Raw genomic sequence first — 23,465 nt, 5'->3', positions numbered from 1 at the left:
GTTAGGTCAAAAATTACAACATAGTTATAATTTTGACAAATTTTGAGCGATCGCATTTCTATCTACGGGTTAATCTCACTCATCAGAATTCACCCCTAGTTCTCGTCAGCTAAATTTTGATATTCCTGCGGCTCTTATTATCTCTAAATGTTCAGTTTCCTAGGAGCAGAACCCACTAGCATCTAGCCAGGAAATTGTTCAAGACTGGTAATTGCGGTTTATCTTAAGTTAAAGAACGACGAAATTCTGTAGTGTTTTCAGTGAATTATCAATGGCAACCAGCAATTTTGAGTCAATAAAACCTGAGTCAGTTAAGAGAGTGAATCTCTTGACAATGTTTCGACTGGGCCTATTTCAAATGGGATTGGCCATGATGTCTATTTTGACTCTGGGTGTACTGAACAGAGTCATGATTCAAGAAATAGCAATTCCAGCGACGTTGGTGGCGTTGGTACTCGCATTGCCTGCTTTTGTGTCTCCTTCGCGGATTTGGTTTGGTCAGATTTCCGATGCCAAGCCTTTGTGGGGTTATCACCGTACAGCTTATGTTTGGATAGGTGCAGCAATATTTGCGATCGCGGCTTTTTTAGCTGTACAAGTAATGTGGCAGTTAAATAGTGTAGCCAATGATCCTAATGGCTGGGTGTGGACAACGGCTACTATTGGCTGGACAGCAGTTTTAGGGTTAGTTTTTGCCGTCTACGGTCTAGCTATTTGCGCTAGTGGTACGGCTTTTGCGGCTTTATTGGTGGATGTCTCCGAGGAAGATAACCGTTCCAAAGTAGTCGGTGTGGTGTGGTCAATGCTGATGCTGGGGATTATTGTCGGGGCAATTATTAGTTCTAGTTTGCTCGAACAATTAACGCCAGAAGCCAATATAGTTATTTTACAAGCAGCAGTTAACAGACTGTTTGTGATTGTGCCGGCGATTGTGTTTGGGTTGTCGTTTGTGGCAACCTGGGGCGTAGAAAAAAAGTATTCTTTCTATACTAGCCGTTCTAGTCTCAGCAACCGCGAAGACAGCATCACCTTGGGTGCAGCGTGGAAGATTTTAACAGCTAGTCCCCAAACAGGGTTGTTTTTCACCTTTTTATTGGTGATGACATTTTCCTTGTTCATGCAAGACCCGATTCTCGAACCTTTTGCGGGTCAAGTATTTAAAATGCCCTTGAGTGAAAGTACCAAACTCAACGTTTTTTATGGTACAGGTCTGTTGATTGCCTACGGAGTCACAGGCTTTTTGATTGTACCGCGTTTGGGTAAACGCAGAACTGCACGCTTGGGCTGTGTTTTGGTAGCATTTGCCGCGTTATTGTTGGGTGCGTCGGGATTTTCAGCGAATCCTACCTTTTTGAAGTTTGCTCTAGTTTTATTTGGGTTAGCGACTGGGTTTTTAACGACAGCTGCAATTAGCTTGATGCTGGATCTCACTGTTGCGGAAAGTGCAGGGACATTTATTGGTGCTTGGGGATTGGCGCAGTCTATTTCTAGGGGACTAGCAGTAGTTGCAGGTGGAGCAGTTTTAGATTTAGGCCGGAGAGTGCTACCAACATTAGAATTAGCCTATGGACTAGTATTTGCTTTGGAAGCTTTAGGTATGGTGGTGTCGATTTGGTTTCTCAATCGGGTCAACGTGACAGAATTTCAAACCAATACCAAGGAAGCGATCGCTTCTGTATTACAAAGTGATTTAGACTAAAACGGCTTTGGTGAGAATTTATCAATGAACGACTTTTGGACAACAGTTCTCGATTTCGCCCAAACCACTACTACCAGGGTGGGAAAGCGACTAATGGAAGATTATGGCCAGGTACAGGCTGTACAAAAAGCTGATGGTAGCTTGGTGACACAGGCTGATCAATGGGCTGATCAAGAAATTCGGGATGCGATCGCTTCTACTTTCTCTGGTTATGGAATTTTGAGTGAAGAAGGAGAACGGGTTTTTCCTGGGACAGAATGGTGCTGGGTAATTGATCCTCTGGATGGAACAACCAACTTTACACGGGGTATTCCCATCTGGTCAATTTCTCTAGCTTTATTGTATCGAGGTGTCCCAATTTTTGGTTATGTCTATGTCCCACCTCTCAATCAAGCCTTTCACGGATTTTGGGCAGGTAATTCTGGTTTAACTACACCATCGGGAGCATTTCTCAATCATCACCCCATTCATACCAGTATTGATGCTCCCAGCAGCAATCATTTTTTTAATCTCTGTTCCCGCAGCTTGGCTGTAGTGGAACAAGGCTTTCCCTGCAAAATTCGGATGCTGGGTGTAGCTAGCTATAATTTCCTCACCGTTGCGGCTGGGGCGACTTTAGGAGGTGTGGAAGCAACACCCAAAGTATGGGATATAGCTGGGGTTTGGGTGATTGTGCAAGCGGCTGGCGGTAGCTGGATATCCCTGGACTCACAGCCATTTCCCTTGGTATCAGCAGAAGATTATAGCGATCGCTCTTTCCCTACCCTTGTTGTCAGTCGCTCGGAATTAGTGCCATTTTTTACCCCCTTTACCCAAAAGATAAAAATCTAACAAATTTTTACAGCTTTTTTTGTTACCAACTACTTCCTATTAGCCCAAGTCACCTACCGCAAAAATTTTTACAGGTGACTTGGGTATTTTTTCAGGATCTTACAGGTTTACCACGTATATGTAATTAGATGGTGTCATTAGCTGATGACATCACTAGCTGTTGATTGTGTACTTTTAACTGTCAATAGCAACTTAATTAATACTGGCACACTGAATTTCCTTTTTTATAAACAGAAGTTGCTCGTTGGGTATCAAAAATTATGTTATCTAATTTAGCTTTAATCCGAGAGTTTATTGTCCAATCTATCCAAAAGAAAGAAGTTTTATTAGCAAATGCTTATTTGAAAGCGCAGATGGTTTATAAAAGTAACCAATTAATTTCTAAAAAAGAGGGTGTGATTGCTGCTGCCAAAATGGATCACACACCATCTGATTTTTTGATTTATGCAACTTCATCTTATTGGGAAGTCATGAATGAAACATTGGCAGAATACAACTATATATGTACAGGGGAAGTAGATAACCAGGGTTACTATCAATATCAACAATGTTCCATACCACAAGGTTATGAACTTCGATGTACTACATCTGTTGGATTGTGGCAAACTTGGTGGAAATACCGTAAATATGCTTCCCAGATACAAGTTCCATTAGATATCTTAATCAGAACAAGGAACTCATGGTATGGAATTAAAGAGTTAATGATTAGTGATGGTCTGATTTATATTAAGACCTTAGTTAGTGAAATGTCATTAGATTCTAACGATTTAGTTATTTGGTTAAGCAAAATTGAAGCAAATTCTCAACCAGATATTTGTATTGAAAATATGCCAGAGTCATTAGTCATTAGTCAGTAGATTTTTAACCTTCCCTATCCCTATTGCCAATTCTCTATTACCTACTACCCTTTGCAAGACAGATTTTAACTTTTTAAGTAGATAGTGATGATAGGAATCGCTCTATTATCTGCTTGATTGTTACTGAAATGTAAATACTTTCAGTATTTATACTAAATTAATATAAAAACTTTATTTTTTATCTAACAAATTATCAAATAGTAGTTTACAAAATATCTTAAAAAAACGATATAAGAGTTGTTCATGAAAACTTTAATACCTGTCCTAGACTATTTTGAAGAATCAAAATAGTTCACCGTATATTTACAAATTTAAAATCGGGTTTGGGTATAATCATAATTACAACGATTATTTAGTAATAGTGATATTACGGTAATTGCTTACTGACAATAAGCCACGGCTTAAGTAAAAATGGTGCATTCAATATAAAACAGCCATGTTATCTAACTTAGATTTATTAAGAGAGTTTGTTGATCAATCTATCCAAAAGAAAGAAGTTTTGTTAGCCAACGCTTCTTTACAGGCGCAAACAGCATATAAAAGTAACCAAGTCATAGCTAAAGCTGAAGGTGTGATTGCTACTGCCCAACTTACGCAGAAAACACTGGAATTTTCCATTAAATCGACTTCATCCTACTGGGAATTAATGAACGAGGCCTTGGCCGATTACAGCTATATTCTCACAGGGCAAATGGATGAACGCTATTGCTACCAGTATCAATACTGTCCATTGCCCAAAGGATATCGTATGCACTGTACTAAATCAGTGTATCTGTGGCGGGCTTGGTGGAGATTTCGTAAAAATAAATTACAGTTAGGTATTCCGATGGATCTATTGATCCGTACACGTAGTTCTTGGTATCCCATTCGAGACTTAATTATTAGTGACGGACTTTTATATATCAAAACCTTGGGAAGCGAGATTGCAGTGCATTCCAATGATCTAATAATTTGGTTAAGCAAAGCTGAACTCAAATTTCCCAGTCTATCTGAGTTAGAAAGTTAATTCCTAACATCGATTGTGGTTAAAATGCCTGTGAGTGTCTGACTAGAAAAGATTATGAAAGGACTCTGGCTGGAAAATAACCAATTACAACTGCGTACAGATATACAAATTCCTGAACCACCAGCAGGGGAAGCCCTTGTGCGCGTTTTACGTGCGGGAATTTGTAATACTGACTTAGAATTACTGAGGGGCTACTATCCTTATACTGGTGTTTTAGGACACGAATTTGTCGGGTTGGTTGAACAGGGGCCAAAACATCTCGTTAATCAGCGCGTAGTCGGTGAAATTAATGCTGTTTGTGGTCATTGCCGTTTCTGTCGTCGGGGACAACCAACCCACTGCGAAAACCGCACAGTATTGGGTATTGTCAATCGTCACGGCGCATTTGCTGACTATCTTTGTTTACCAGTAGAAAATCTTCATCCCGTACCAGAAAATGTACCAACAGATATTGCAACTTTTACCGAACCTTTAGCAGCTGCACTAGAAATTCAGCAGCAAGTGAGCATATGTGCAGATGACCGTGTGCTAGTAGTAGGAGATGGCAAACTGGGGCAGTTAGTAGCGCAGACACTAGCTTTAACTGGTTGTCAACTCTTAGTGGTTGGTCGTCACCAAGACAAACTTGCTAATTTAGAGGCGAGGGGAATAAAAACTGGTTTAGTTGATACTGTTACAGATAGAACTTTTGATATTTCCGTAGAATGTACTGGCAATCCAGAAGGATTTGCGATCGCTCGTCGCGCCCTACGTCCTCGTGGTACTCTCGTACTGAAAAGTACCTATGCAGGCAACCTCAGCTTCGATGCTTCTGCTTTGGTAGTAGATGAAATTACTCTTATCGGTTCTCGTTGTGGCCCTTTTCCAGCAGCACTGGATTTATTAGCAGCAGAGAAAGTAGACGTAAAACCGCTAATTCATGCCAGCTACCCCCTCAACGAAGCACTAGAGGCTTTTGCACAAGCCCAACGCCGAGGGGTTTTAAAGGTATTGTTGGAAATTAGTTAGGAGTGGGGAGTGCTGAGTAATGAGTAATGAGTAATGAGTAATGAGTAGTGAGTAATGAGTAGTGAGTAATGAGTAGGCATTATTGGGCATTGTATTTTTCTCCCCCTGCTCCCCCTGCTTCCCCTGCTTTCTTTTCACCTGTCACCTGTCACCTGTCCCCTGTCCCCTGTCCCCTGTCCCCTATATCCCTAGTACAAATAAGGATTTGTCTTGGGTTGAAAATCACAACAATGAATCGCCTCTTCTGTATTCGCTTTAGATGGGTGGACAGTGCATTTGAGGCGGTAGTCATCGGTGAAAAACTGGCAACCTGTACAGGGTATCTGGTGCATTTGTTTGGCTGTGGTGATACTGTCTCGTGCAGCTGTCCATAGACCCCAAACAACAAGAGAAATGAGCATCCAAGCACCAACAAAGCAAATGGGTACTAAAAATGGTTGGATGCCTCTGATTAGTAAAACTATCAATTCCAGCACGGCAATTTCTGATAAAAATGAAGAGCTAGAAGTATATTAACTCCTAACTCTTTCAACCTAGCTTCTCGCTACAGAAGTATTGATTGGGCATCAATAACTGTCACCTGTCACCTATCACCTGTCACCTTTAAATTCCAGCATGACCTAATGCTAAACCTGCTACTAGCATCCCTAAAACCAAGAATGGTTGTGCGCTGGCTTGGTATTTCACATCATTTTTTAAAGGGTCACGCAAAAAGTACATATCCTGGAAGGTGATTTGGGGAATGATTAACAGTACCAAAATCGCTGCATACAAATTTTCATGGATACTCACCAGATAAGCAGCTATCAAGCCTTGAAAGACATCAATCATCACCACACAAATCCAGGCGGCTTTATCGATACCGAACATTACAGGTAAAGATTGTAGACCGAGTTGGCGATCGCCTTCTACACTCTTAAAATCATTAACAATGGCAATTCCTAATCCTGCCATGCTGTAAATCAAGGTGATAACCATGATTTTCCAGTTGAGTTCACCAAATAAAGCATGACCAGCCCACCAAGGTAAGGCGATGTAGCTAGCACCCAAGGCGTAGTTACCCAACCAGCCGTTTTGTTTTAGCTTCAGAGGTGGTGCAGAGTAGATAAAGGCAATAAAAGTACCAAATATCGCTAAAACTGTGACATTGGGAAATTCATGACCTGCCCATAAATCCAACACAAAGGACAGGGAAATGCCAGCAATAAATAAGAAGATAATCTGGCTAACTACCTGAGGTACGGAAATTGCGCCGGAAGGGATGGGGCGATAGGGTTCATTGATGGCATCAATTTCGCGATCGTAAAAATCATTTAGGGTTTGAGTATAACCCGTCAGTAACGGCCCAGATAGCAACATACAAGCAGCAGCCTTGAGGACATTTTCCAAAGTCCAAGTGTAGTTACCAGAAGAAGCCGCACCACAGACCACACCCCAAATTAAGGGAATCCAGGTAATCGGCTTCATCAATTGCAGGCGAATTTTCCAAATCGAGGTTTCCCCCGGTGCTGCACCTTTCATCCCCAGTAACTGCCGGGTTTTAGCAGTGCGGTCACTTGCTTCAGATTTAGAATCGGGAGTAATGGGAGTGAGTTCTGACATAAGGATTAATTATGAATTTGGGAATTGGGCAAGAAAAAGTCAAAATTCAAAAGTCAAAGGTAAAAAGATTGTTTTTGGTTTGTTACCTTTTACCTATTAATTTCCTCCTAAAAGGGTTTAAATTTTGAATTTTGAATTTTGAATTTATTTGTCCCCAATCCTAAAAAGAAATGATCAAATAATTATTTTGAAACTTAGCCCCAGTGATTGGTCTACCACTCAATGCTGGTGGTAGGAAGACGTTCCGCCGTTGGTCGCCTGCTTCCACAGTGACTTCTGGCCCATACTGGGTGAGTTTGACTTGTTTTTTATCAAATCCAGGCAAAAACAAGCGTACCTGGAGGTTGTGGACATCGATTGTAATTGGGTTGGGGGCTTGTACTGCTTGCTCGACAAAATTAGGTAGAGCATCTATTAATGGTTGCCAATTACCATTTGTCAAGTCAGGAACAACACTTACCTTTAAGGGTGTAAATTCTTCCGACAAGTCAGTGTTTCCCTGGCTAGAGATTTGAATTACGCCACCAATTGTTAAACCGACTTGTTGCGCGCTTCCCCACAAATAACGGCCGCTTGCTACTTCTAAGGGATCTCCTGTAGTCACTAAAAAAGCTACTACGCGGTTGGGGTCAGCTAGGGCATCTCTTCCCTTATCTAAGAAATTATTAACTTGATTGGTAGGGTGAGCAAAGTTATCTGCTGTCCAGTTGAAGTTAAAAAAGCTGCTAATTAGCGGTTGAACCAAGGGTGATTCTGCAATACTCTTACCTAAGTCAGAGTTGACTACTAATTGCCGAAATCGGCGGATATACCAGCTCAAAGATTCTGGTAAACCCAACATCCGCAAGGTAGATGCGTCACCTGTGCCATTGTAGATAATTGCATCATACTTACCACTGGCATCATATTCACGGATGGCATTAAGAGCCAGGGCATTATCCATGCCTGGTAATACTACCAGTTCTTGACCGTAGACATCTTTGATGATAGGGGTTCTGAGGTATTGCGCCTCAAGTTTTTTTACTTCATCCCAATTGCGCTCTAGTAGTACAGATGCTTGGAACTGTACTACTTCTAGATTGGGTGTAATTTCTTGAGGGTCAGGTGTTAGGGGTTGATCTAACAGGATTGATAATACTGGTTCTGCCAATCCTGCTAGAAGTACGCGCTTACCTTGACTCGCCAATGACTTAGCAGCAGCGATCGCTATTTTGGTACGAGCAATGCTGCTTTCGCCCAAAAATGTCAATATCTGGGACATTATCTTGATTTCCAATAACCGCCGATCTTTTCAACTCCAACTTAGCACTAGGCAAATAACCTTAGCTTCTACCTAGAGTGGCTATGACTACACTGGTTTGATTTCATCATCAAAAAACCAAGTGGAACTATTATCGTCAAACTTCACCACTACACCAATGCCTTGACCATCGGTGACTTTGTAGCCTTCAATAATACCAACTTTACCTAGTTTCTGAGCGATGGGAGCAGAAACGCGATCGCGCAAACGAAACACCTTAACCTTTTGTCCGATTTCCATACCGACATAAAACGCAATAAACCAACAATCAGTTTAGCTGAATCTGGTACTCATCGGTTACAGGATTTGGGGATTGGGGATTGGGGATTGGGGATTGGGGACTGGGGACTGGGGACTGGGGACTGGGGACAGATACTAGCTTAAAATTAAATCAATACGCAGTCAGGTATAAGACCATGTTTGTCACAGCGCAACAGCTAGAACAACAAATGCCCGATGCAACTCGGTTATTAAGTGATGAGCCAGAAATGGAAACTTCGTTGCATTATATGCAGCTATTGCTATTAGTCACTTGTTTAGAATGGCTGTGGCGCGATCAAAATGACTATTTCATCGGTGCAAATCTGACAATATACTTTAGCCGTCAGCAGTTGCGAAATCGAGATTTCCGTGGACCAGATTTCTTTTTAGTCAAGGACACCGAAAAACGTCCCCGCAATTCCTGGGTAGTTTGGGAAGAAGATGGGCGTTATCCAGATTTAATTATTGAATTACTTTCTGAGAGTACGGCTGATATTGACCGGAATTTGAAGAAAAGCCTGTATGAAAATCGATTTCATACACCGGAATATTTTTGGTTTTCGCCGGAAAGTTTAGAATTTGCTGGTTTTGAGTTGATAGGCAATAGATATCAAGAAATCCTAGCTGATGAGCGTGGCTGGCGTTGGAGTGAGGTACTTGGTCTGTATTTGGGTGTAGAAAATAGTAAACTTCGTTACTTTACTGCTGACGGCGATTTAGTACCAACACCACAAGAAGTTGCTATAGCAATACAACAGCAAGCATCTGAAGCACAACAACAGTTATCTGAGGTACAGCAACAATTATCTGAGGTACAACAACAGGTATCGGGTACTGAATTACGATTGCAACAAGAACAGGAGCGATCGCATCGTTTGGTAGAATATTTGCGTTCTCTAGGCGTTGACCCAGATAGTTTAAGTTAAGCGAACACTGGCATTTAATATCGTTGAGGTAGCAATCATGTATCAAACTAATCCATCTCGTCCGCCACAAGAAACTATGCCAACGATGTATGATTTACCCAGTGAATTAGTAGGGGAATCAGGTTTGCCAGACGAATTTCATTGCATACAGGCAGATTTGCTGAGTGAGACTTGTCAGCCTCCTAACTATTCACCGGAGGAAATTTTACTTGCTAGCGACTTAAACCTTTACTATGATCCCCGCCGTACTTTGTGGTACAAGCGTCCTGATTGGTACATGGTTTTGGGAGTACCAAATGCTAATCAACAGCAAGACTTACGTTTAAGTTATGTTATTTGGCAAGAGGGGGTTGCTCCATTTTTAGTAGTTGAATTACTCTCCCCAGGTACAGAACAGGAAGATTTAGGGACAACACTACGAGAAGTAATTGACACTCTCCGGTCTAAAGACACGGAGATTCTTGGTTCTACGAGTCCACTTAGATTAGACCCCTTGCGGTATCTAACCCAGAGGTGGTTCTCTCCTCAAGCGTTGACTTTCGGTATGCCCTACCGTAGTTGGATTGCTCCAAGAATTTGTTTGTTAGGGGCATATTGCTATATCCCCGTAAAATTCTGTGTCGTCTAGTTCCCATGAAGATTTTACCTATTCCTGGGCAAGAAACTAGAACTATGGAATAGAACCCATATCTTCAATTGTCAAGGTACAGATTGCTGTTAAGCAGTGTAGGGTTTTTAATGTGGTTGATTACCCCTCCACGTTCTCAATTTTACCATATTGCATCACGGCAGGGTAAACCCTGCCAGAGTGGTTTTCATCCCCGGTCTAAAGCACGAAAATTGCAACTACGTTGCTCTCTCTCCGGGGTTTTCAACCTACACCGTATAAACCTCCAACTAAGTGGGAAGTTTATGAACGGATTTTGCGCGTTCCCTACTACGTTGTCTATGACCGCTACGAAAATAATTTGCGGGCGTTTCGACTCAATGGTACTCGTTATGAAGCCGTACCTTTAGCAGAAAAACGATTTTGGTTGGAAGAGTTAGAACTAGGTTTAGGTCTTTGGCAGGGTATTTATCAGCAGACAAGTGGTTTATGGTTGCGTTGGTATAATACAGCAGGTTGGCTACCAACATTCAATGAGAAAGTAGAACAGGAACGTCAACGGGCTGAACAGGAATGTCAACGGGCTGAACAGGAACGTCAACGGGCTGAACAAGAACGTCAACGGGCTGATAGACTGGCAGAGTATTTGCGTTGACGCGAAGCGGCTTGTCTTTAGACATCGCAAGGAATTGAGCCAGATAATCTACCCTAGCAAGAGGTAGCTATGACAACAACCATCAAATTAGTCAATCCCAACATCGAATATCCCAGTGCAGACGGTGAACCATTGGCAGAATCTTACATCCATCTCTACGCAATTCTTACCACTCTAGAAGTTATAAAACAATACTTGGCAGGCAGACAAGCAACTGTCCTGGCTAATCAGTTTCTCTACTACGCTCAAGGTTTTCCTAGGTTAAGAGTTGCACCAGATGTGATGGTAATTTTTGATGTACCACCAGGAGGTCGGGACAGTTATAAAGTCTGGGAAGAAGGTCAAGTTCCCCAGGTAGTTTTTGAAATGACTTCTCAAGGAACACAAAAACAAGACCAGGAGCAAAAGAAAAACCTCTATGAACAGTTAGGTATTCTAGAATATTGGTTATTTGACCCCAAAGGCGAATGGATTCCAGAAAAGTTAAAGGGATATAGATTAGAGGGTGAGACTTATCAATTAATTACTGATGGCATATGTCAACCTTTAGAATTGCAGGTGAGAGTTGAGGAGCAATTATTGGGATTTTATCGTCTAGATACGGCTGATAAATTACTGATACCTACAGAACTAGCTCAACAATTACAACAAGAACGTCAACGAGCTGAACAAGAACGCCAACGAGCTGATAGACTGGCAGAGTATTTGCGTTGACGCGAAGCGGCTTGTCTTTAGACATCGCGAGGAATTGATCCAGACAACCTACAGTGAGAAAGATAACCAGAGTATATTTGTTATTGTGGTTGACTTTCCTGAATTTATATGTTTAAAGAAATTAATAATTTCGACAAATAGTTTGAGGAACTACACTGATCATTAAACTGGTCGTGCGGATGTATTATGTGGTGATGGATTGAGGCAAGACTTTGATCAATGTGACTGATACTCCGTCAGATTTTGAGAAATATACTTTATAGTGCTAGTCTCATGCAGCAATGTACTTGCTAATACGATAGAATGCGCGAATGACTTGAGTGTGGTGGTGTTTGCGAATGACGCTTTCAATGCAAAAAAGTATAAATTGGCTACAAGTGCGCCGCTACTGGGAGTTGCTGCACGTCTTGGTCACGCGTAATCTCAAAGTGCGTTATCGAGGCTCTTTATTAGGCGTATATTGGTCGCTATTGAACCCGTTAATTATGACAGCACTATACAGTGCGATTTTCGGAGCAACATTTGCTTCTTATTATGGCAATTCTATACTGAACTACGTGCTAGCAGCCTTCACTGGCTTAGTGGTGATTAATTTTTTCTCAGCCTCTACATCCCAAGCTTTGTCAAGTGTAGTAGGCAATGGGGCATTGCTAAACAAAATTCGCTTACCTGTCAGTGTTTTCCCAGTCTCAATGATTGTAGCAAATGTCTTTCAGTTTGCAGTCGGAGCATTTCCATTATTGGCAGTGATCGCTCTTATTAATTCTAAAAGTTTCGTCAATGTCCTAGCACTACTTTTTCCTTTCCTATCGTTAATTTTAGTTTGTACTGGAGTAGGATTTCTAGTTAGTGCGCTGTATGTGTTTTTTAGAGATTTACCTTACTTCTATGAATTAGTTGTCTTTGTCCTTTGGATTAGTAGCCCTGTATTTTACCCAGCAGCCATTGTACCTCCCCAGGTAAAACCATTTTTAGGATTAAATCCTCTATCACCCATTATTGAAAGTCTACGTCAAATTACCTTATCTGGAAATTTACCTGATCTGAGTTTAATTTGGGGGGCTTTACTCAGTGGCATAATAATTTTGTCCTTGGGATGGGCTTGTTTTCATATGTGGCGACATCAGTTTATGGATTTACTATAAATGGAAGTTATTCGTCTCGATCAAGTTTCACTGTTGCGGCGAACTCAAGAGGAGTTTTCTTACGATCTCAAGAAAACACTTTTATCAATTATTGAAGGTAAGTATCGTCAGCCTGCACGCAAATTAGTTCTTGATCAAATTAATTTGGTTATCAATTCGGGCGAAAAAGTAGGAATTATCGGCGCAAATGGTTCAGGTAAATCAACACTACTAAAAATAATCTGTGCGATTTTACAGCCAACAAGCGGCACAATCAGAGTTAGAGGCAAAATTGCCCCTCTAATTGAACTCGGTGCAGGATTTGATCCAGAAATTTCTGTAATGGATAATATCTTCCTTTATGGTGTATTACTTGGTTTTTCCAGAGCGGAGATGAAAGAAAGAGTGCAGTCTATTTTAGAGTTTGCAGAATTAGAGGATTATGCTTTAGTTCCAGTGAAGGGGTTATCTTCGGGTATGGTGGCTCGTTTGGGCTTCTCTATTGCTACTGACATACAGCCAGATATTTTGATTTTAGATGAGGTTTTATCTGTAGGAGATGAAAGTTTTAAAAATAAGTGTAAGCAAAGAATTGATAAGTTTTGGAATGGAGATACGACAGTGTTGGTAGTTTCGCATGATTTAGGGTTTATACAAACATCTTGCGAGCAAGCAATTTGGTTAGATAACGGAAAGGTGAAATTGATGGGAACATCACATCAAATAGTAAATTCATACTTACAGCAAGTTAATTCAAGTTAAATAATTTTGATAAACTTCATTCAATAAGAAATATTTGATTTATATATAAGGATTAACAGCAGTAATGAAAATAGTTCATGTCAATACATACGATATTCAAGGTGGAGCAGCCAGAGGTACTTATCGACTACACAAAGGATTACTTGAATCTGGGCAAAATTCTCATGTGATTGTAAAATATAAACATTCGCTAGATCCTACAGTTACTTGTGTTTCCTTTACAAATACAGAAGAACCTAGCGATATTCAAAAACTATATATTTCTGCGATTCAGAAGAGTTATATAAATTCTAATAGAACTTCTATATCGAATACTTTATTTTCATTTCCTTATCCTGGGATAGATATAACTAGTAATGAACAAATAATAAATGCAGATATTATTAATTTACATTGGATTACTAATTTTCAATCTCCATTGACACTGCAAAAACTTTTTTCCTTGGGGAAACCTGTAATTTGGAAATTTCCCGATATGTGGCCTTTTACAGGTGGATGTCATTACGCTGCTGGCTGTGAAAAATATAAACAAGATTGTGTGAAATGTCCTCAACTAATTCATGACCCTTATAATTTGCCTGGAAGTATATTGCAAGAAAAGCTAGAGCTTTTTGCCGATTACAATCTGACTATTGTAACCCCTAGCAAATGGATGGCAGATCATGTAAGACAGAGCAAATTATTCAAAAATAATCGAATTGAAGTAATACCTAATTCTTTAGAAACTGATATTTTTAGTCCTTTATCAAAACTTGAAGCGAAGAGAAATATAGGAGCAAATAGTGAGGATTTCATCATACTTTTTGGTGCTCACTCTTGTGAAGAAAAGAGAAAAGGGTTTGCAGAGTTATTGACATCTCTTCAGCAATGTCTTGAAAACGAAAAATTTTACAACTTAGTATTAAATAATAAAATTAAATTAGTTTGTTTTGGTTATCTTGCATTAGAGAAATTAGAATCAATCCCCATACCTTTAATAAATATAGGTTATACGGAATCAGATAAACAACTACAAGAAATATACTCATCTGCTGATATTTTTGTACAAACTTCTTTAGAAGAAAATTTTGGCTTTACTACATTGGAAGCAATGAGTTGCGGTACGCCAGTAATAGGCTTCAATGTGGGAGTTATTCCTGACGTAGTTGAAGATGATATTACAGGTAAGATTATCCCAGTCGGAAATACGTTTAAAATGGCAGAGGCAATTGTTGATTGCGCTTTGTCTCCTTACAAATGTCAAATGATGGGAGAAAATAGCCGCAAGGTTATTCAAGAAAAATATCCCCTCTCAGTTCAGGCATCACGATATTTAGAGCTATATCAGGATTTAGTAACTTATGAAAAAGACATATCTATGACTTTATCTAATGAACATATTTCTAGTGATAAGAATATTCAAAAGGATACCAACGTTGAATTAGTATCCAATTTACCAGATAATTATGTTGGTAGCGAATTGAGTGGGATTTTTGAAAAATTATCGCCACAAGAAATGTTTGCAGATTACTTGAAAAGTGAAGACATAATTCAAAATTTACGACAAGATTTATATAAATTTCAATCTCAATTACAAAAAACGCAATCAGAGCTTAACTATTATAGAGAGCAACACCAAGTTATACAAGAAACTTGCGATAGCCTAACCCAACAGTTGCAAGATATTGTAGATAATCCCATCAGATGGCTATTACTTGCTCAGTCTCGTAGTGTTGAAAAGCCTCCTTTATTTAAATATCCCTACGAAGAGGGGCTGGTTTCAGTTATTATACCTGCTTACAATGCAGAAAAATTTCTTAGTAATGCAGTTATATCTGTATGGCGACAAGAAACTACAGATAATATTCATTTGGAACTTATTGTTATTGATGATGGCTCTACTGATGAAACCTACAACTTAGCTAATTTGTTAGCAGAAGTTTCGCCTATCCAGATGCGGGTACTAACTCATCCCGGAAAATTGAATAAGGGAGTAGCTGCTTCTCGAAACTTAGGCATAATTGAATCCAAAGGAGAATGGATTGCATTTTTAGATGCTGATGATGCTTTTTTACCTAATAAAACATTAACTCAGGTCAAGTGGCTGAGGCAGAATCCTGAGTATTTATGTGCTTGTAGTTATGGATACAATGTTGATTCCGACGGTCAACCTGTGATTGGGTGGAACAGTAATGAGATTACAGGTGACTATCAAACTATTGATCTGCAACACAGAATTCCTGCACCTTATACCTTTGATTCTCTACAAAATGGTTGTCCTGTGGTTAATTCTACATTCATAACTCATCGTAGTGTTTTATTGTGGTCAGGTCTATTACCTGAGTCTATTGCTCATCAAGCAGAAGATTGGATTCTATTTACTAAAATTTCAACTAAGTGGTCAATCCCTCTTATTAGCGAGCCTTTAATTTACTACAGAATACACCCATCGAGTTGGACAACAAAATATTTCCAAGAGAATTTAGGTGCAGGGGTAAAGTTAGAATTTTTATTTGCAATCACGCACTGGCTAGCCTGTAGAAAAGAACAAGAATATCAAGAAATAGCTCAAAGTTTTTATCGCAAAAAACTACCGAGTTATTTTAGTGCAACTGGACGACTTAATGATTTGATGGATGCATATATAGAAAATCAAAAAAAACTTAATCCCAATATTGAGTCTAATGCACTACAACTATCATCACGTTCTTCTTTAGAGGAAGTATTGATTAGCTTACATCAAGATTCACAACTTCTACAAAAAGCTAAAAGGTATAAGAAATTAATTAAAAAAATACCAGCTTCAGGTTTATTATATAGGTTTGTAAAAAAAATTAAAGTAATTTTAACCATTCATCGTTAGTAAGAATTTGTTAGTAATTTGGTAGTCTATTTACAAAAATTTTAAATGAAAATGAATCAACTTCCAAAAATTACGGTAGTCACACCTAATTTAAATCAAGCTTCTACTTTAGAAGAGACAATTCTATCAGTTATTGAGCAAGGATATCCAAACTTAGAATATATTATTGTTGATGGCGGTTCAACTGATTCTTCTATTGATATAATCAACTCCTACAGTCAACATTTTTCCAAAGTTATTATAGGTAAAGATAAGACAATGTATGATGCTGTTGCTAAGGGATTTGAAATTGCAACAGGTGAAATATTTTCATGGCTCAATAGTGATGATTTGTTTGAACCCAATGCTCTTTTTCGAGTAGGAGAGCATTTTCAAAAATTTAAACAATCTCAGTTTATATACTTTGAAGATACTGTAATTAAAGATGGATGGAGAGTGCCTAACAAACCACAAAAATATGTTAGTACTTACCAGCTTATGAGAGGACATATTCTCTATCAAGATGGCTGTTTTTTTAGAAAAACTGCCTATCAAGCTGTAGGAGGAATTAATCGAAGTTTTAAACTAGCTGGAGATTATGATTTATGGTTAAGGATATCAGCTAAGTTCAAGTTAGAAATGTTGCCAGGCCATGCAAGTTGTTTTCGCATCCGTAAAGGACAACTTTCCATAAGTAACTGGACATTTTACATGGATGAAGTACATAAAGCACTTGATGCTTTTTTAAAAACCATTAGTGTACAAGACAAAATCAAATTTTTTTTCATAGGGGCTTTTTGCAAATTTAAAAATATTTACTTAAACTTATTTCGTACTCCTGTATGGTATTTGGAAAATGCAGATTTAGAATGGGCAAGTGTTATTAGTCCGCAAGAAAAGTCTCTTAAAAAAAATATTTGTCCTATTTGCCAGTCTCAACCTGAACGGTTGTTATTTTCCACCCCAGATACTAGATTTGGAGACCGCACAATTTACCGCCTCTACAAATGCAGTAATTGTCGCTCTGTTTACACTTTTCCTTTCCCTGAAGCAGGGACACTCCAGGAATTATATGAAAAGACTTATTCTTCATCTTCTATTATAGACAACATAGACCCGCCAGCAGTCTATTACAGTCCCTATAGACGTTCCAGTCTATTAAATCGTAAACCTTGGAAATTACTTGGTAAAACTTTTAAATTTATACATAAATCATTCAAAAATAATCACGATGATATAGTGCCAATTTTTGAAAATAAAAATGCAGCTATTTTAGAAATTGGATGCTTTGAAGGTAGAGTTTTAGAGTGGTATCGCTACTGTGGTTATAACAATCTATCAGGTACAGAATTGAATACAATTGCTTCTAAAACAGCAGCAAAAAAAGGATTTAAAATTTATTGTGGGGATATTACTAATTCAGAAATACCTTCGGAAGCATTTGATGCCATTGTCCTTAATCAAGCATTAGAGCATTTCGACAATCCCGGAAAAACACTTGAAATTTTAAGATCAAAATTAAAATCAAGTGGTAGTATATACATTTCAGTACCCAATCTCGGCAGTTTTTGGTTATGGCAATATTATGGTCCTGTATGGGCTCATTGGCATATTCCATTTCATGCAGTTGCCTTTCATCGTCAGTCAATTAAATATCTGGCAAAAAAATCAGGCTATAGAATCAGATGGTTCAAAACATCTACTCCCATTCATTGGATATATCTTAGCGACCAATTAGCAGTAAGAGGGCTTGGCGGCATTGCTTCTCATAACATTGTCAATTTAGATGAAGATGTGTGGCAAGGTGCAAAAGGTGCGAATATATTTTCTTGGTTAGTATTAGATAGACTTTTGTTAGGAGATTGTTTGTATGCCTGCTTAGAAAAAGAAAATTAACTTTCTCTCTGCATTTTGAATTTGTATGAATTTACAATTTAGTGTTGTTACACCTTCTTTTCGTCAGGGTCGTTTTATTGAAAGAACTATACAAAGTGTGCTATGTCAAGAAGTTGATGACATGGAGTACATGATTTGTGATGGTGGTAGTGAGGATGAAACTATAAGTATATTAAATAAATATAATAGCCAACTTCGCTGGATATCAGAACCGGATCAGGGACAATCCGATGCTATCAATAAAGGAATAGCGATGACTACTGGCGAAATTATCGCCTGGATTAATTCGGATGATATTTATTATCCAGGTACTTTTAAAATTGTTAAACAAGTATTTGAAAATAACTCGGATGTACAAGTTATTTATGGCAATGCAAATTGGATAGATGAATTTGATAAAATCATACAACCTTTTCCTACAGAACCTTGGAATTATCAAAGGCTCAAAGAAACTTGTTATGTTTGTCAACCAGCAGTTTTTTTTAGACGAACCTTAGTTGAAAAATTAGGCAACTTAGACATATCCTTAAACTACTGTATGGATTATGAACTATGGTTGCGCTATGGAGAACATCATAAATTTAAATATATTACTCATACATTTGCTGGTTCACGGATGTATTCTTCCAATAAAACACTTGGTAGTAGATTAGTGGCTCATCGTGAAATCACTGATATGTTCCAAAATAAGTTTAGAAGAATACCTGACAGTTGGTTGCTAGGATATGCCCTAGTTAAAGTAGAGGAAACAACCAATTTAAATAGATTTAATGACAGTCAACTCAAAGATTTTAGTAAAGCTTTGATTCAAACAACTTTATTAGAATACAAAACTAAGAAAAAGTTTATATCTCCTCTTATCATTGCTAAAATGGTATTTTGGTGGTTTTTCCCGAAATTATCTTGGTTTAGAAGAACGAAATGGCCGAATGCTGAAAGTAACAATTGATGCTACACCTATAACATTAGAGCAAACTGGCGTAGGTTTTTACGTATTAAATTTAATAGATGCGCTGTTTCAGCTACAGTCTTCTGAGCAGTTTCAATTATCCATAGTTTATCAACCTCGCTTCAAAAAACTGGTTAAAGGGTAATAGTTCTGTTCCTACATCACTAGGAAAATATAGCAAGATTGATATCATTCCTTGTCCAGTCAGATTATCTAATCTTTGCATAAAATTATTACCTCAATTATTCTCCTATCACTTAAATAACTATTTAAATAATCCAGAAATAATTCATGGGACAAATCATAGTGTTTATCCATATTCTCAAAGTCTCAAGGTTATGAATATATATGACTTAACTTTTCAGAAATACCCAGAATATGTAGACTCAGGGGCTAAAAAATATGAAGTCCAAATTCAGCATAACCTTCAATGGACAGATTTAATTTTAACTATTTCAGAAAGCTCTAAAAAGGACATTATTGAATATTTAGGAGTAGCAGCAGAAAAGGTTTATGTTACTCCTTTAGCTAGTCGTTACCATCATAACTATTTATATAATAACAATCTTCATTGTTTAGAAAAACAGAGTAAATATGATTTTAATAAACCATATTTACTCTTTGTTAGCACTATAGAACCAAGAAAAAATATTAATTCTATAATCACAGCCTTTAATTTATTGAAGCAGAATTATAAAATTGAACATCAATTAGTATTAATTGGTAAAAAAGGCTGGAGTTATGAACCAATATTTGCTGCTATTGAAAGTTCGCCTTGGAAAAATGAAATTCATCATCTAGATTACTTATCCGATGAATTAGTAGCATTATTTTACTCAAAAGCAGATGTTTTTGTTTATCCATCTCATTATGAGGGATTTGGTCTACCTGTATTGGAAGCAATGACATTAGGTGCGCCGGTTGTTAGTTCTAATACTTCCTCAATTCCCGAAGTTGCGGGAGATGCAGCTATTTTGATTGACCCTCAAGACTCTATGCAACTAGCAGAAGCGATATTAAAAGTAATTAGCGATCGCCAGTTACGACAAGATTTAATTAATAGAGGTAAAGAAAGAGCAAAATTATTTACTTGGGAACGAACTGCAAGAGAAACATTAAAGGCTTATAGAACCATTATTTGATGAATATAGCAGAGATTTACTCATCTAATCAGTTAATTATTAACTTATCTATACTCTTATCCCAACCCACAGGTATAAGTAACTATGCTCATAATCTTTTTCCTTATTTAAAATCTCTTAACCCCACTTTATTAACACCTAACAATTACCCTGAATTTAAGTGCTATTCTGTACCAAATAATTTAACACCTGCTCATGGTACTAAAGGACATTTTCGCCGCTTAGTGTGGACACAGTTGCAAGTACCGAGAATTTATCACGAGTTAAAATCCCATCTTTTATTCTCTCCTTTACCAGAAGCACCGCTTTATACTAATTGCCGTTTTGTGGTGATGTCTCATGACTTAATACCGTTGCGTTTTCCCAAACGTTTCTCACCGTTAACGCCGTATCATCGTTACTACGTTCCTCAAGTTTTGCAGCAGTCGCAACATATTATCTGTAACTCTCAGGCTACAGCTAGTGACATTATCGACTTTTACCAAATCCCAGCCAGCAAAATTACTCCCATCCCCCTAGCGCACGATCACACTCACTTTCGCTATCTCAATTTACCAACTCGCAATTACTTTCTCTACATTGGTAGACACGACCCACACAAAAATCTACATCGTCTTATCGCCGCCTTTGCTGCGTTACCTCATAACGACGACTACGAACTATGGCTAGCAGGCCCAACTGACAACCGTTATACCCCGCTTCTACAAACACAAATTGAAGAATTAGGGATAACTCATCAGGTCAAGTTCCTCGACTATGTAGCTTACAGTGAATTACCCACCATTATTAATCAAGCGATCGCACTTGTTTTCCCCAGTCTGTGGGAAGGCTTCGGTTTCCCTGTCCTAGAAGCAATGGCTTGCGGTACTCCTGTGATTACTTCTAATCTTTCTTCGCTTCCAGAAGTGGCTGGTGATGCAGCGATTCTCATTAATCCCTACAACACAGCAGAAATCACCGACGCGATGCAGATGATTGCTGCTAATTTAGCATTGCGGTTGCATCTTTCTACCCAAGGTATTGCTAGAGCCAATCAATTTAGTTGGGAAAAAACTGGACTTGCTACGGTCGAAGTCTTATCTCGATATCTCTAATTCTCATTGACTTTTCACGTTATGTGAAAAAGCTAACGTGAAACCTAACCCCCTAACCCCCTTCCCTACTAGCAGGGCTGTTTCATTCTTGGAAGAAAAATGATTTAATCGAAACTGAGGCAACAAACTTAAGCGAGGGTGCGGCTACGCCGCACCCAAGTGCCAATCAGACTTTCGACTTTCTTGTCCGGGGGTATCTATGACAGCAGGCTTGATTGAAGAACTCAAAAAAGTTAGGGATTTTCGCACGAAAAAGGGACAAAGACATCCATTATGGTTTGTGTTGTTGCTAGTAATCATGGGAACAATGAGTGGTTGTCTTGGTTACAGAGGGTTGGGAGATTTCGTCAAACGGCATAAACAATCTTTAATTGAAACATTGGAGATACCTAAAGAACGAGTCCCATCTTATTCAACAATTCGACGTGTAATGATGCGTGTGAACTTTAATGACTTGACACAAGTATTTAATTGTTGGGCAAACCAGTACGTGGAGTTAAGCGAATTTGAATGGCTAGCGACTGATGGTAAAAGCATCAAAGCTACAGTCAAAGACTATAGTAGTGCCTACCAATCATTTATAAGTGTGGTATCAATATTTAGTAGCAAACAAGGTCTCGTTGTTGGGTTACAGACCATGAACAACAAGCAGACAAGTGAAATTGCCACAGTCCAAAATTTAATTGCAGCATTGAATTTAAAAGATGTAGTCTTTAGTTTTGATGCGCTTCATTGTCAAAAAAAACTATCAAACAAATTATCGACCGTTGCAATGATTACGTAATTGCAGTTAAAGGTAATCAACCTAATTTATACAAGCAGATACAGCAAAATCTCAAGTTATCCCAGCCTACTAGCGTCGATAGAAGTTTCGAGCAAACACGCGATCTCTTGACTCAACGTCGGGTATCGGTGTTTGATAATTTGGATCATATCTCCAATGATTGGGTTGGGTTAAAACGAATCGTTCTGAAATAGACATCTCCGAAAACAGTCAAAGCCTTTGTTTGGCTAGGCTGTAGCCACTAAATGCAATCATCTTAAATTAGCTATTCTGTACGATGAAATAAGACTTTGAGATATTTGCTGTTGATAATTAGGCAAAAATATCTAGTTATATGCGATAATTTTAACCTGATGATATAGCTGATATTTCTAATGGTAATATTAGCCCTCGAATCCGTAACCTTACTAGCCCACAAATCGTCAAAATTACTTGCTTATATTTGCGGGTATTTAACCTAAATCTCTCTTGGACAACTCGAAAGATTTTGACTGACCGTATTCGATGTTCAACAAAGATTCGTTTAGATGAAAATATTTTGTTCTGTTCTTTCTGTTCAGTTGTTAGTTCTTGATTTCTTGGTTTCTTAATTGGAGTTGTAATTAAATCTTCTCCAAGATATGCCTTATCTCCTTTAAATCTTTGTTTGGCATCAAACTCTGAACGATATTCTCGGAACAAAGTTATATCGCTTTTTGGACCAGGTTCACCTGCCACAACATCAACGATATCACTAGCATCAGGTAAAATAATCATTTGAGTTTTAAATGTATGATTACTCTTCTTACCTGAAAAATATTTCTTTTGTTCATCATTGTCTCTAGGTCTTTCTCTGACTTGTTCATAGCTATCTACTATTAATTCATATTCTGTGAGCATTTCTTTTACTACTTCATAGTCAGAAGCGTTTTTTTTTACTTGTTCAAGCAAACTTGATGGCAGTAATTCTCGCAAGTTAGGCAACCAATAGTTAAACGTATCGTTGGCTGTAGACTCACTTACTTCAAACTGAATACCTAGAAGTTGAAAGGTTGTCAGATGTCGGAGATACACTAAAGTTAAAATGATTTGTTCAGAAATAGATAATTTTGGTTTCCGACCTCCTCCACCAGCAATAATTCTCACTTTCTTAGATTCCAGTAAAGCTTTTTTTTCATGATATAATCTTTCCCCATTTATGATTAATTGTTGTAACTGTTCATATTCCAGACCTATTAACCTTTGGGTTTGTTTAGGATTCTCTTCAATGTAATTCAGTATATTGCTCATGCTTCTGTGTCAAAATAACGCTTTAATGTTCTTTTATCACAGAATAATACTATTTTGGAGATGTCTAATGTATGTGGGTAGCACTTGTGTGTACACCGTAGCCTTGTAGGGGAGAGGTTTGGAGAGGGGTTTTCCAGATCCCGTGAAAAGTCAGCTAA

General features: G+C 38.3%; 21 protein-coding genes and 2 pseudogenes. 18 read left to right on the top strand and 5 right to left on the bottom strand.

What is annotated here, in order from left to right; translation table 11 throughout:
- Positions 1-271: 271 nt before the first annotated feature.
- From L6494_RS01270 to L6494_RS01250, 5 genes are all read left to right on the top strand, one after another.
- Positions 272-1,699, top strand: a complete 1,428-nt coding sequence (locus L6494_RS01270) for a BCD family MFS transporter (protein ID WP_237991075.1) — start codon at positions 272-274, stop codon at positions 1,697-1,699.
- 24 nt (positions 1,700-1,723) lie between these two features.
- A complete protein-coding gene (locus L6494_RS01265; protein ID WP_237991074.1) occupies positions 1,724-2,530 on the top strand; it encodes an inositol monophosphatase family protein in 807 nt (268 codons plus the stop codon).
- A 260-nt stretch (positions 2,531-2,790) separates the two neighbouring features.
- A complete protein-coding gene (locus L6494_RS01260) occupies positions 2,791-3,387 on the top strand; it encodes a hypothetical protein (protein WP_237991073.1) in 597 nt (198 codons plus the stop codon).
- A 436-nt stretch (positions 3,388-3,823) separates the two neighbouring features.
- Positions 3,824-4,393, top strand: coding sequence for a hypothetical protein (locus L6494_RS01255; RefSeq protein WP_237991072.1), 570 nt, complete (start codon positions 3,824-3,826; stop codon positions 4,391-4,393).
- Positions 4,394-4,447: 54 nt separating this feature from the next.
- Positions 4,448-5,401, top strand: a complete 954-nt coding sequence (locus tag L6494_RS01250; protein ID WP_237991071.1) for an MDR/zinc-dependent alcohol dehydrogenase-like family protein — start codon at positions 4,448-4,450, stop codon at positions 5,399-5,401.
- Between the two features lie 188 nt (positions 5,402-5,589).
- Here the strand turns inward: L6494_RS01250 and L6494_RS01245 are convergent, their stop codons facing one another.
- From L6494_RS01245 to petP, 4 genes are all read right to left on the bottom strand, one after another.
- A complete protein-coding gene (locus L6494_RS01245; RefSeq protein WP_237991070.1) occupies positions 5,590-5,877 on the bottom strand; it encodes a hypothetical protein in 288 nt (95 codons plus the stop codon).
- A gap of 127 nt (positions 5,878-6,004) precedes the next feature.
- Complete coding sequence (gene chlG, locus L6494_RS01240) at positions 6,005-7,003, bottom strand: chlorophyll synthase ChlG (protein ID WP_237991069.1); 999 nt, start codon at positions 7,001-7,003, stop codon at positions 6,005-6,007.
- Between the two features lie 160 nt (positions 7,004-7,163).
- Positions 7,164-8,264: a Get3/ArsA fold putative tail anchor-mediating ATPase NosAFP gene (locus L6494_RS01235; protein WP_237991068.1), complete on the bottom strand. Its 1,101-nt coding sequence runs from the start codon at positions 8,262-8,264 to the stop codon at positions 7,164-7,166.
- Positions 8,265-8,351: 87 nt separating this feature from the next.
- On the bottom strand, positions 8,352-8,543 hold the full coding sequence (gene petP, locus L6494_RS01230) for a cytochrome b6f subunit PetP (RefSeq protein ID WP_190706141.1): 192 nt from the start codon (positions 8,541-8,543) through the stop codon (positions 8,352-8,354).
- 176 nt (positions 8,544-8,719) lie between these two features.
- On the opposite strand from petP, the gene L6494_RS01225 reads away from it, so the two are divergent.
- The 13 genes and pseudogenes from L6494_RS01225 (at position 8,720) to L6494_RS01165 (ending at position 22,038) form a co-directional block, all read left to right on the top strand.
- Entirely contained in the window at positions 8,720-9,490 is a 771-nt protein-coding gene (locus L6494_RS01225) for a Uma2 family endonuclease (protein ID WP_237995743.1), read from the top strand.
- A gap of 37 nt (positions 9,491-9,527) precedes the next feature.
- Positions 9,528-9,917: pseudogene (locus L6494_RS01220) on the top strand (Uma2 family endonuclease); the annotation flags it as partial.
- A gap of 460 nt (positions 9,918-10,377) precedes the next feature.
- Positions 10,378-10,752: pseudogene (locus L6494_RS01215) on the top strand (DUF874 family protein); the annotation flags it as partial.
- A 69-nt stretch (positions 10,753-10,821) separates the two neighbouring features.
- Positions 10,822-11,466 carry a Uma2 family endonuclease gene (locus tag L6494_RS01210; RefSeq protein ID WP_237991067.1) on the top strand — a complete coding sequence of 215 codons (645 nt, stop codon included), beginning with the start codon at positions 10,822-10,824 and terminating at the stop codon, positions 11,464-11,466.
- Between the two features lie 350 nt (positions 11,467-11,816).
- A complete protein-coding gene (locus L6494_RS01205) occupies positions 11,817-12,611 on the top strand; it encodes an ABC transporter permease (protein WP_442946979.1) in 795 nt (264 codons plus the stop codon).
- Positions 12,612-13,352, top strand: coding sequence for an ABC transporter ATP-binding protein (locus tag L6494_RS01200; protein ID WP_237991065.1), 741 nt, complete (start codon positions 12,612-12,614; stop codon positions 13,350-13,352).
- Positions 13,353-13,416: 64 nt separating this feature from the next.
- Positions 13,417-16,194, top strand: a complete 2,778-nt coding sequence (locus L6494_RS01195; RefSeq protein ID WP_237991064.1) for a glycosyltransferase — start codon at positions 13,417-13,419, stop codon at positions 16,192-16,194.
- A 45-nt stretch (positions 16,195-16,239) separates the two neighbouring features.
- Positions 16,240-18,069, top strand: coding sequence for a glycosyltransferase (locus L6494_RS01190; RefSeq protein ID WP_237991063.1), 1,830 nt, complete (start codon positions 16,240-16,242; stop codon positions 18,067-18,069).
- A gap of 25 nt (positions 18,070-18,094) precedes the next feature.
- Positions 18,095-19,018: a glycosyltransferase family 2 protein gene (locus L6494_RS01185; RefSeq protein WP_237991062.1), complete on the top strand. Its 924-nt coding sequence runs from the start codon at positions 18,095-18,097 to the stop codon at positions 19,016-19,018.
- The gene (locus tag L6494_RS01180; RefSeq protein WP_237991061.1) at positions 18,999-19,163 is read left to right on the top strand and encodes a hypothetical protein; all 165 of its coding nucleotides are present in this window, start codon (positions 18,999-19,001) and stop codon (positions 19,161-19,163) included. Before L6494_RS01185 ends, L6494_RS01180 begins: the two co-directional genes overlap by 20 nt.
- Before the next feature lie 193 nt (positions 19,164-19,356).
- On the top strand, positions 19,357-20,160 hold the full coding sequence (locus L6494_RS01175; RefSeq protein ID WP_237991060.1) for a glycosyltransferase family 4 protein: 804 nt from the start codon (positions 19,357-19,359) through the stop codon (positions 20,158-20,160).
- A complete protein-coding gene (locus L6494_RS01170) occupies positions 20,160-21,254 on the top strand; it encodes a glycosyltransferase family 4 protein (protein ID WP_237991059.1) in 1,095 nt (364 codons plus the stop codon). Before L6494_RS01175 ends, L6494_RS01170 begins: the two co-directional genes overlap by 1 nt.
- A gap of 199 nt (positions 21,255-21,453) precedes the next feature.
- Positions 21,454-22,038 carry an ISAs1 family transposase gene (locus tag L6494_RS01165; RefSeq protein ID WP_237991058.1) on the top strand — a complete coding sequence of 195 codons (585 nt, stop codon included), beginning with the start codon at positions 21,454-21,456 and terminating at the stop codon, positions 22,036-22,038.
- Between the two features lie 345 nt (positions 22,039-22,383).
- Here the strand turns inward: L6494_RS01165 and L6494_RS01160 are convergent, their stop codons facing one another.
- Positions 22,384-23,307, bottom strand: coding sequence for a transposase (locus tag L6494_RS01160; RefSeq protein WP_237988802.1), 924 nt, complete (start codon positions 23,305-23,307; stop codon positions 22,384-22,386).
- Between the last annotated feature and the right edge of the window lie 158 nt (positions 23,308-23,465).

It is taken from the genome of Nostoc sp. UHCC 0870 (assembly GCF_022063185.1).
GTDB lineage: Bacteria > Cyanobacteriota > Cyanobacteriia > Cyanobacteriales > Nostocaceae > Trichormus.
The sequence above is the reverse complement of the archived record's forward strand: the minus strand, read 5'-3'. Positions and strand labels throughout refer to the sequence as shown.

Bases quoted from the DNA above. Each gene is read 5' to 3' on its own strand.
- L6494_RS01270 (WP_237991075.1), top strand. From the start codon at position 272: ATGGCAACCAGCAATTTTGAGTCAATAAAACCTGAGTCAGTTAAGAGA.
- L6494_RS01265 (WP_237991074.1), top strand. From the start codon at position 1,724: ATGAACGACTTTTGGACAACAGTTCTCGATTTCGCCCAAACCACTACT.
- L6494_RS01260 (WP_237991073.1), top strand. From the start codon at position 2,791: ATGTTATCTAATTTAGCTTTAATCCGAGAGTTTATTGTCCAATCTATC.
- L6494_RS01255 (WP_237991072.1), top strand. From the start codon at position 3,824: ATGTTATCTAACTTAGATTTATTAAGAGAGTTTGTTGATCAATCTATC.
- L6494_RS01250 (WP_237991071.1), top strand. From the start codon at position 4,448: ATGAAAGGACTCTGGCTGGAAAATAACCAATTACAACTGCGTACAGAT.
- chlG (WP_237991069.1), bottom strand. From the start codon at position 7,003: ATGTCAGAACTCACTCCCATTACTCCCGATTCTAAATCTGAAGCAAGT.
- L6494_RS01235 (WP_237991068.1), bottom strand. From the start codon at position 8,264: ATGTCCCAGATATTGACATTTTTGGGCGAAAGCAGCATTGCTCGTACC.
- petP (WP_190706141.1), bottom strand. From the start codon at position 8,543: ATGGAAATCGGACAAAAGGTTAAGGTGTTTCGTTTGCGCGATCGCGTT.
- L6494_RS01225 (WP_237995743.1), top strand. From the start codon at position 8,720: ATGTTTGTCACAGCGCAACAGCTAGAACAACAAATGCCCGATGCAACT.
- L6494_RS01210 (WP_237991067.1), top strand. From the start codon at position 10,822: ATGACAACAACCATCAAATTAGTCAATCCCAACATCGAATATCCCAGT.
- L6494_RS01205 (WP_442946979.1), top strand. From the start codon at position 11,817: ATGCAAAAAAGTATAAATTGGCTACAAGTGCGCCGCTACTGGGAGTTG.
- L6494_RS01200 (WP_237991065.1), top strand. From the start codon at position 12,612: ATGGAAGTTATTCGTCTCGATCAAGTTTCACTGTTGCGGCGAACTCAA.
- L6494_RS01195 (WP_237991064.1), top strand. From the start codon at position 13,417: ATGAAAATAGTTCATGTCAATACATACGATATTCAAGGTGGAGCAGCC.
- L6494_RS01190 (WP_237991063.1), top strand. From the start codon at position 16,240: ATGAAAATGAATCAACTTCCAAAAATTACGGTAGTCACACCTAATTTA.
- L6494_RS01185 (WP_237991062.1), top strand. From the start codon at position 18,095: ATGAATTTACAATTTAGTGTTGTTACACCTTCTTTTCGTCAGGGTCGT.
- L6494_RS01180 (WP_237991061.1), top strand. From the start codon at position 18,999: ATGCTGAAAGTAACAATTGATGCTACACCTATAACATTAGAGCAAACT.
- L6494_RS01175 (WP_237991060.1), top strand. From the start codon at position 19,357: ATGAATATATATGACTTAACTTTTCAGAAATACCCAGAATATGTAGAC.
- L6494_RS01170 (WP_237991059.1), top strand. From the start codon at position 20,160: ATGAATATAGCAGAGATTTACTCATCTAATCAGTTAATTATTAACTTA.
- L6494_RS01165 (WP_237991058.1), top strand. From the start codon at position 21,454: ATGACAGCAGGCTTGATTGAAGAACTCAAAAAAGTTAGGGATTTTCGC.
- L6494_RS01160 (WP_237988802.1), bottom strand. From the start codon at position 23,307: ATGAGCAATATACTGAATTACATTGAAGAGAATCCTAAACAAACCCAA.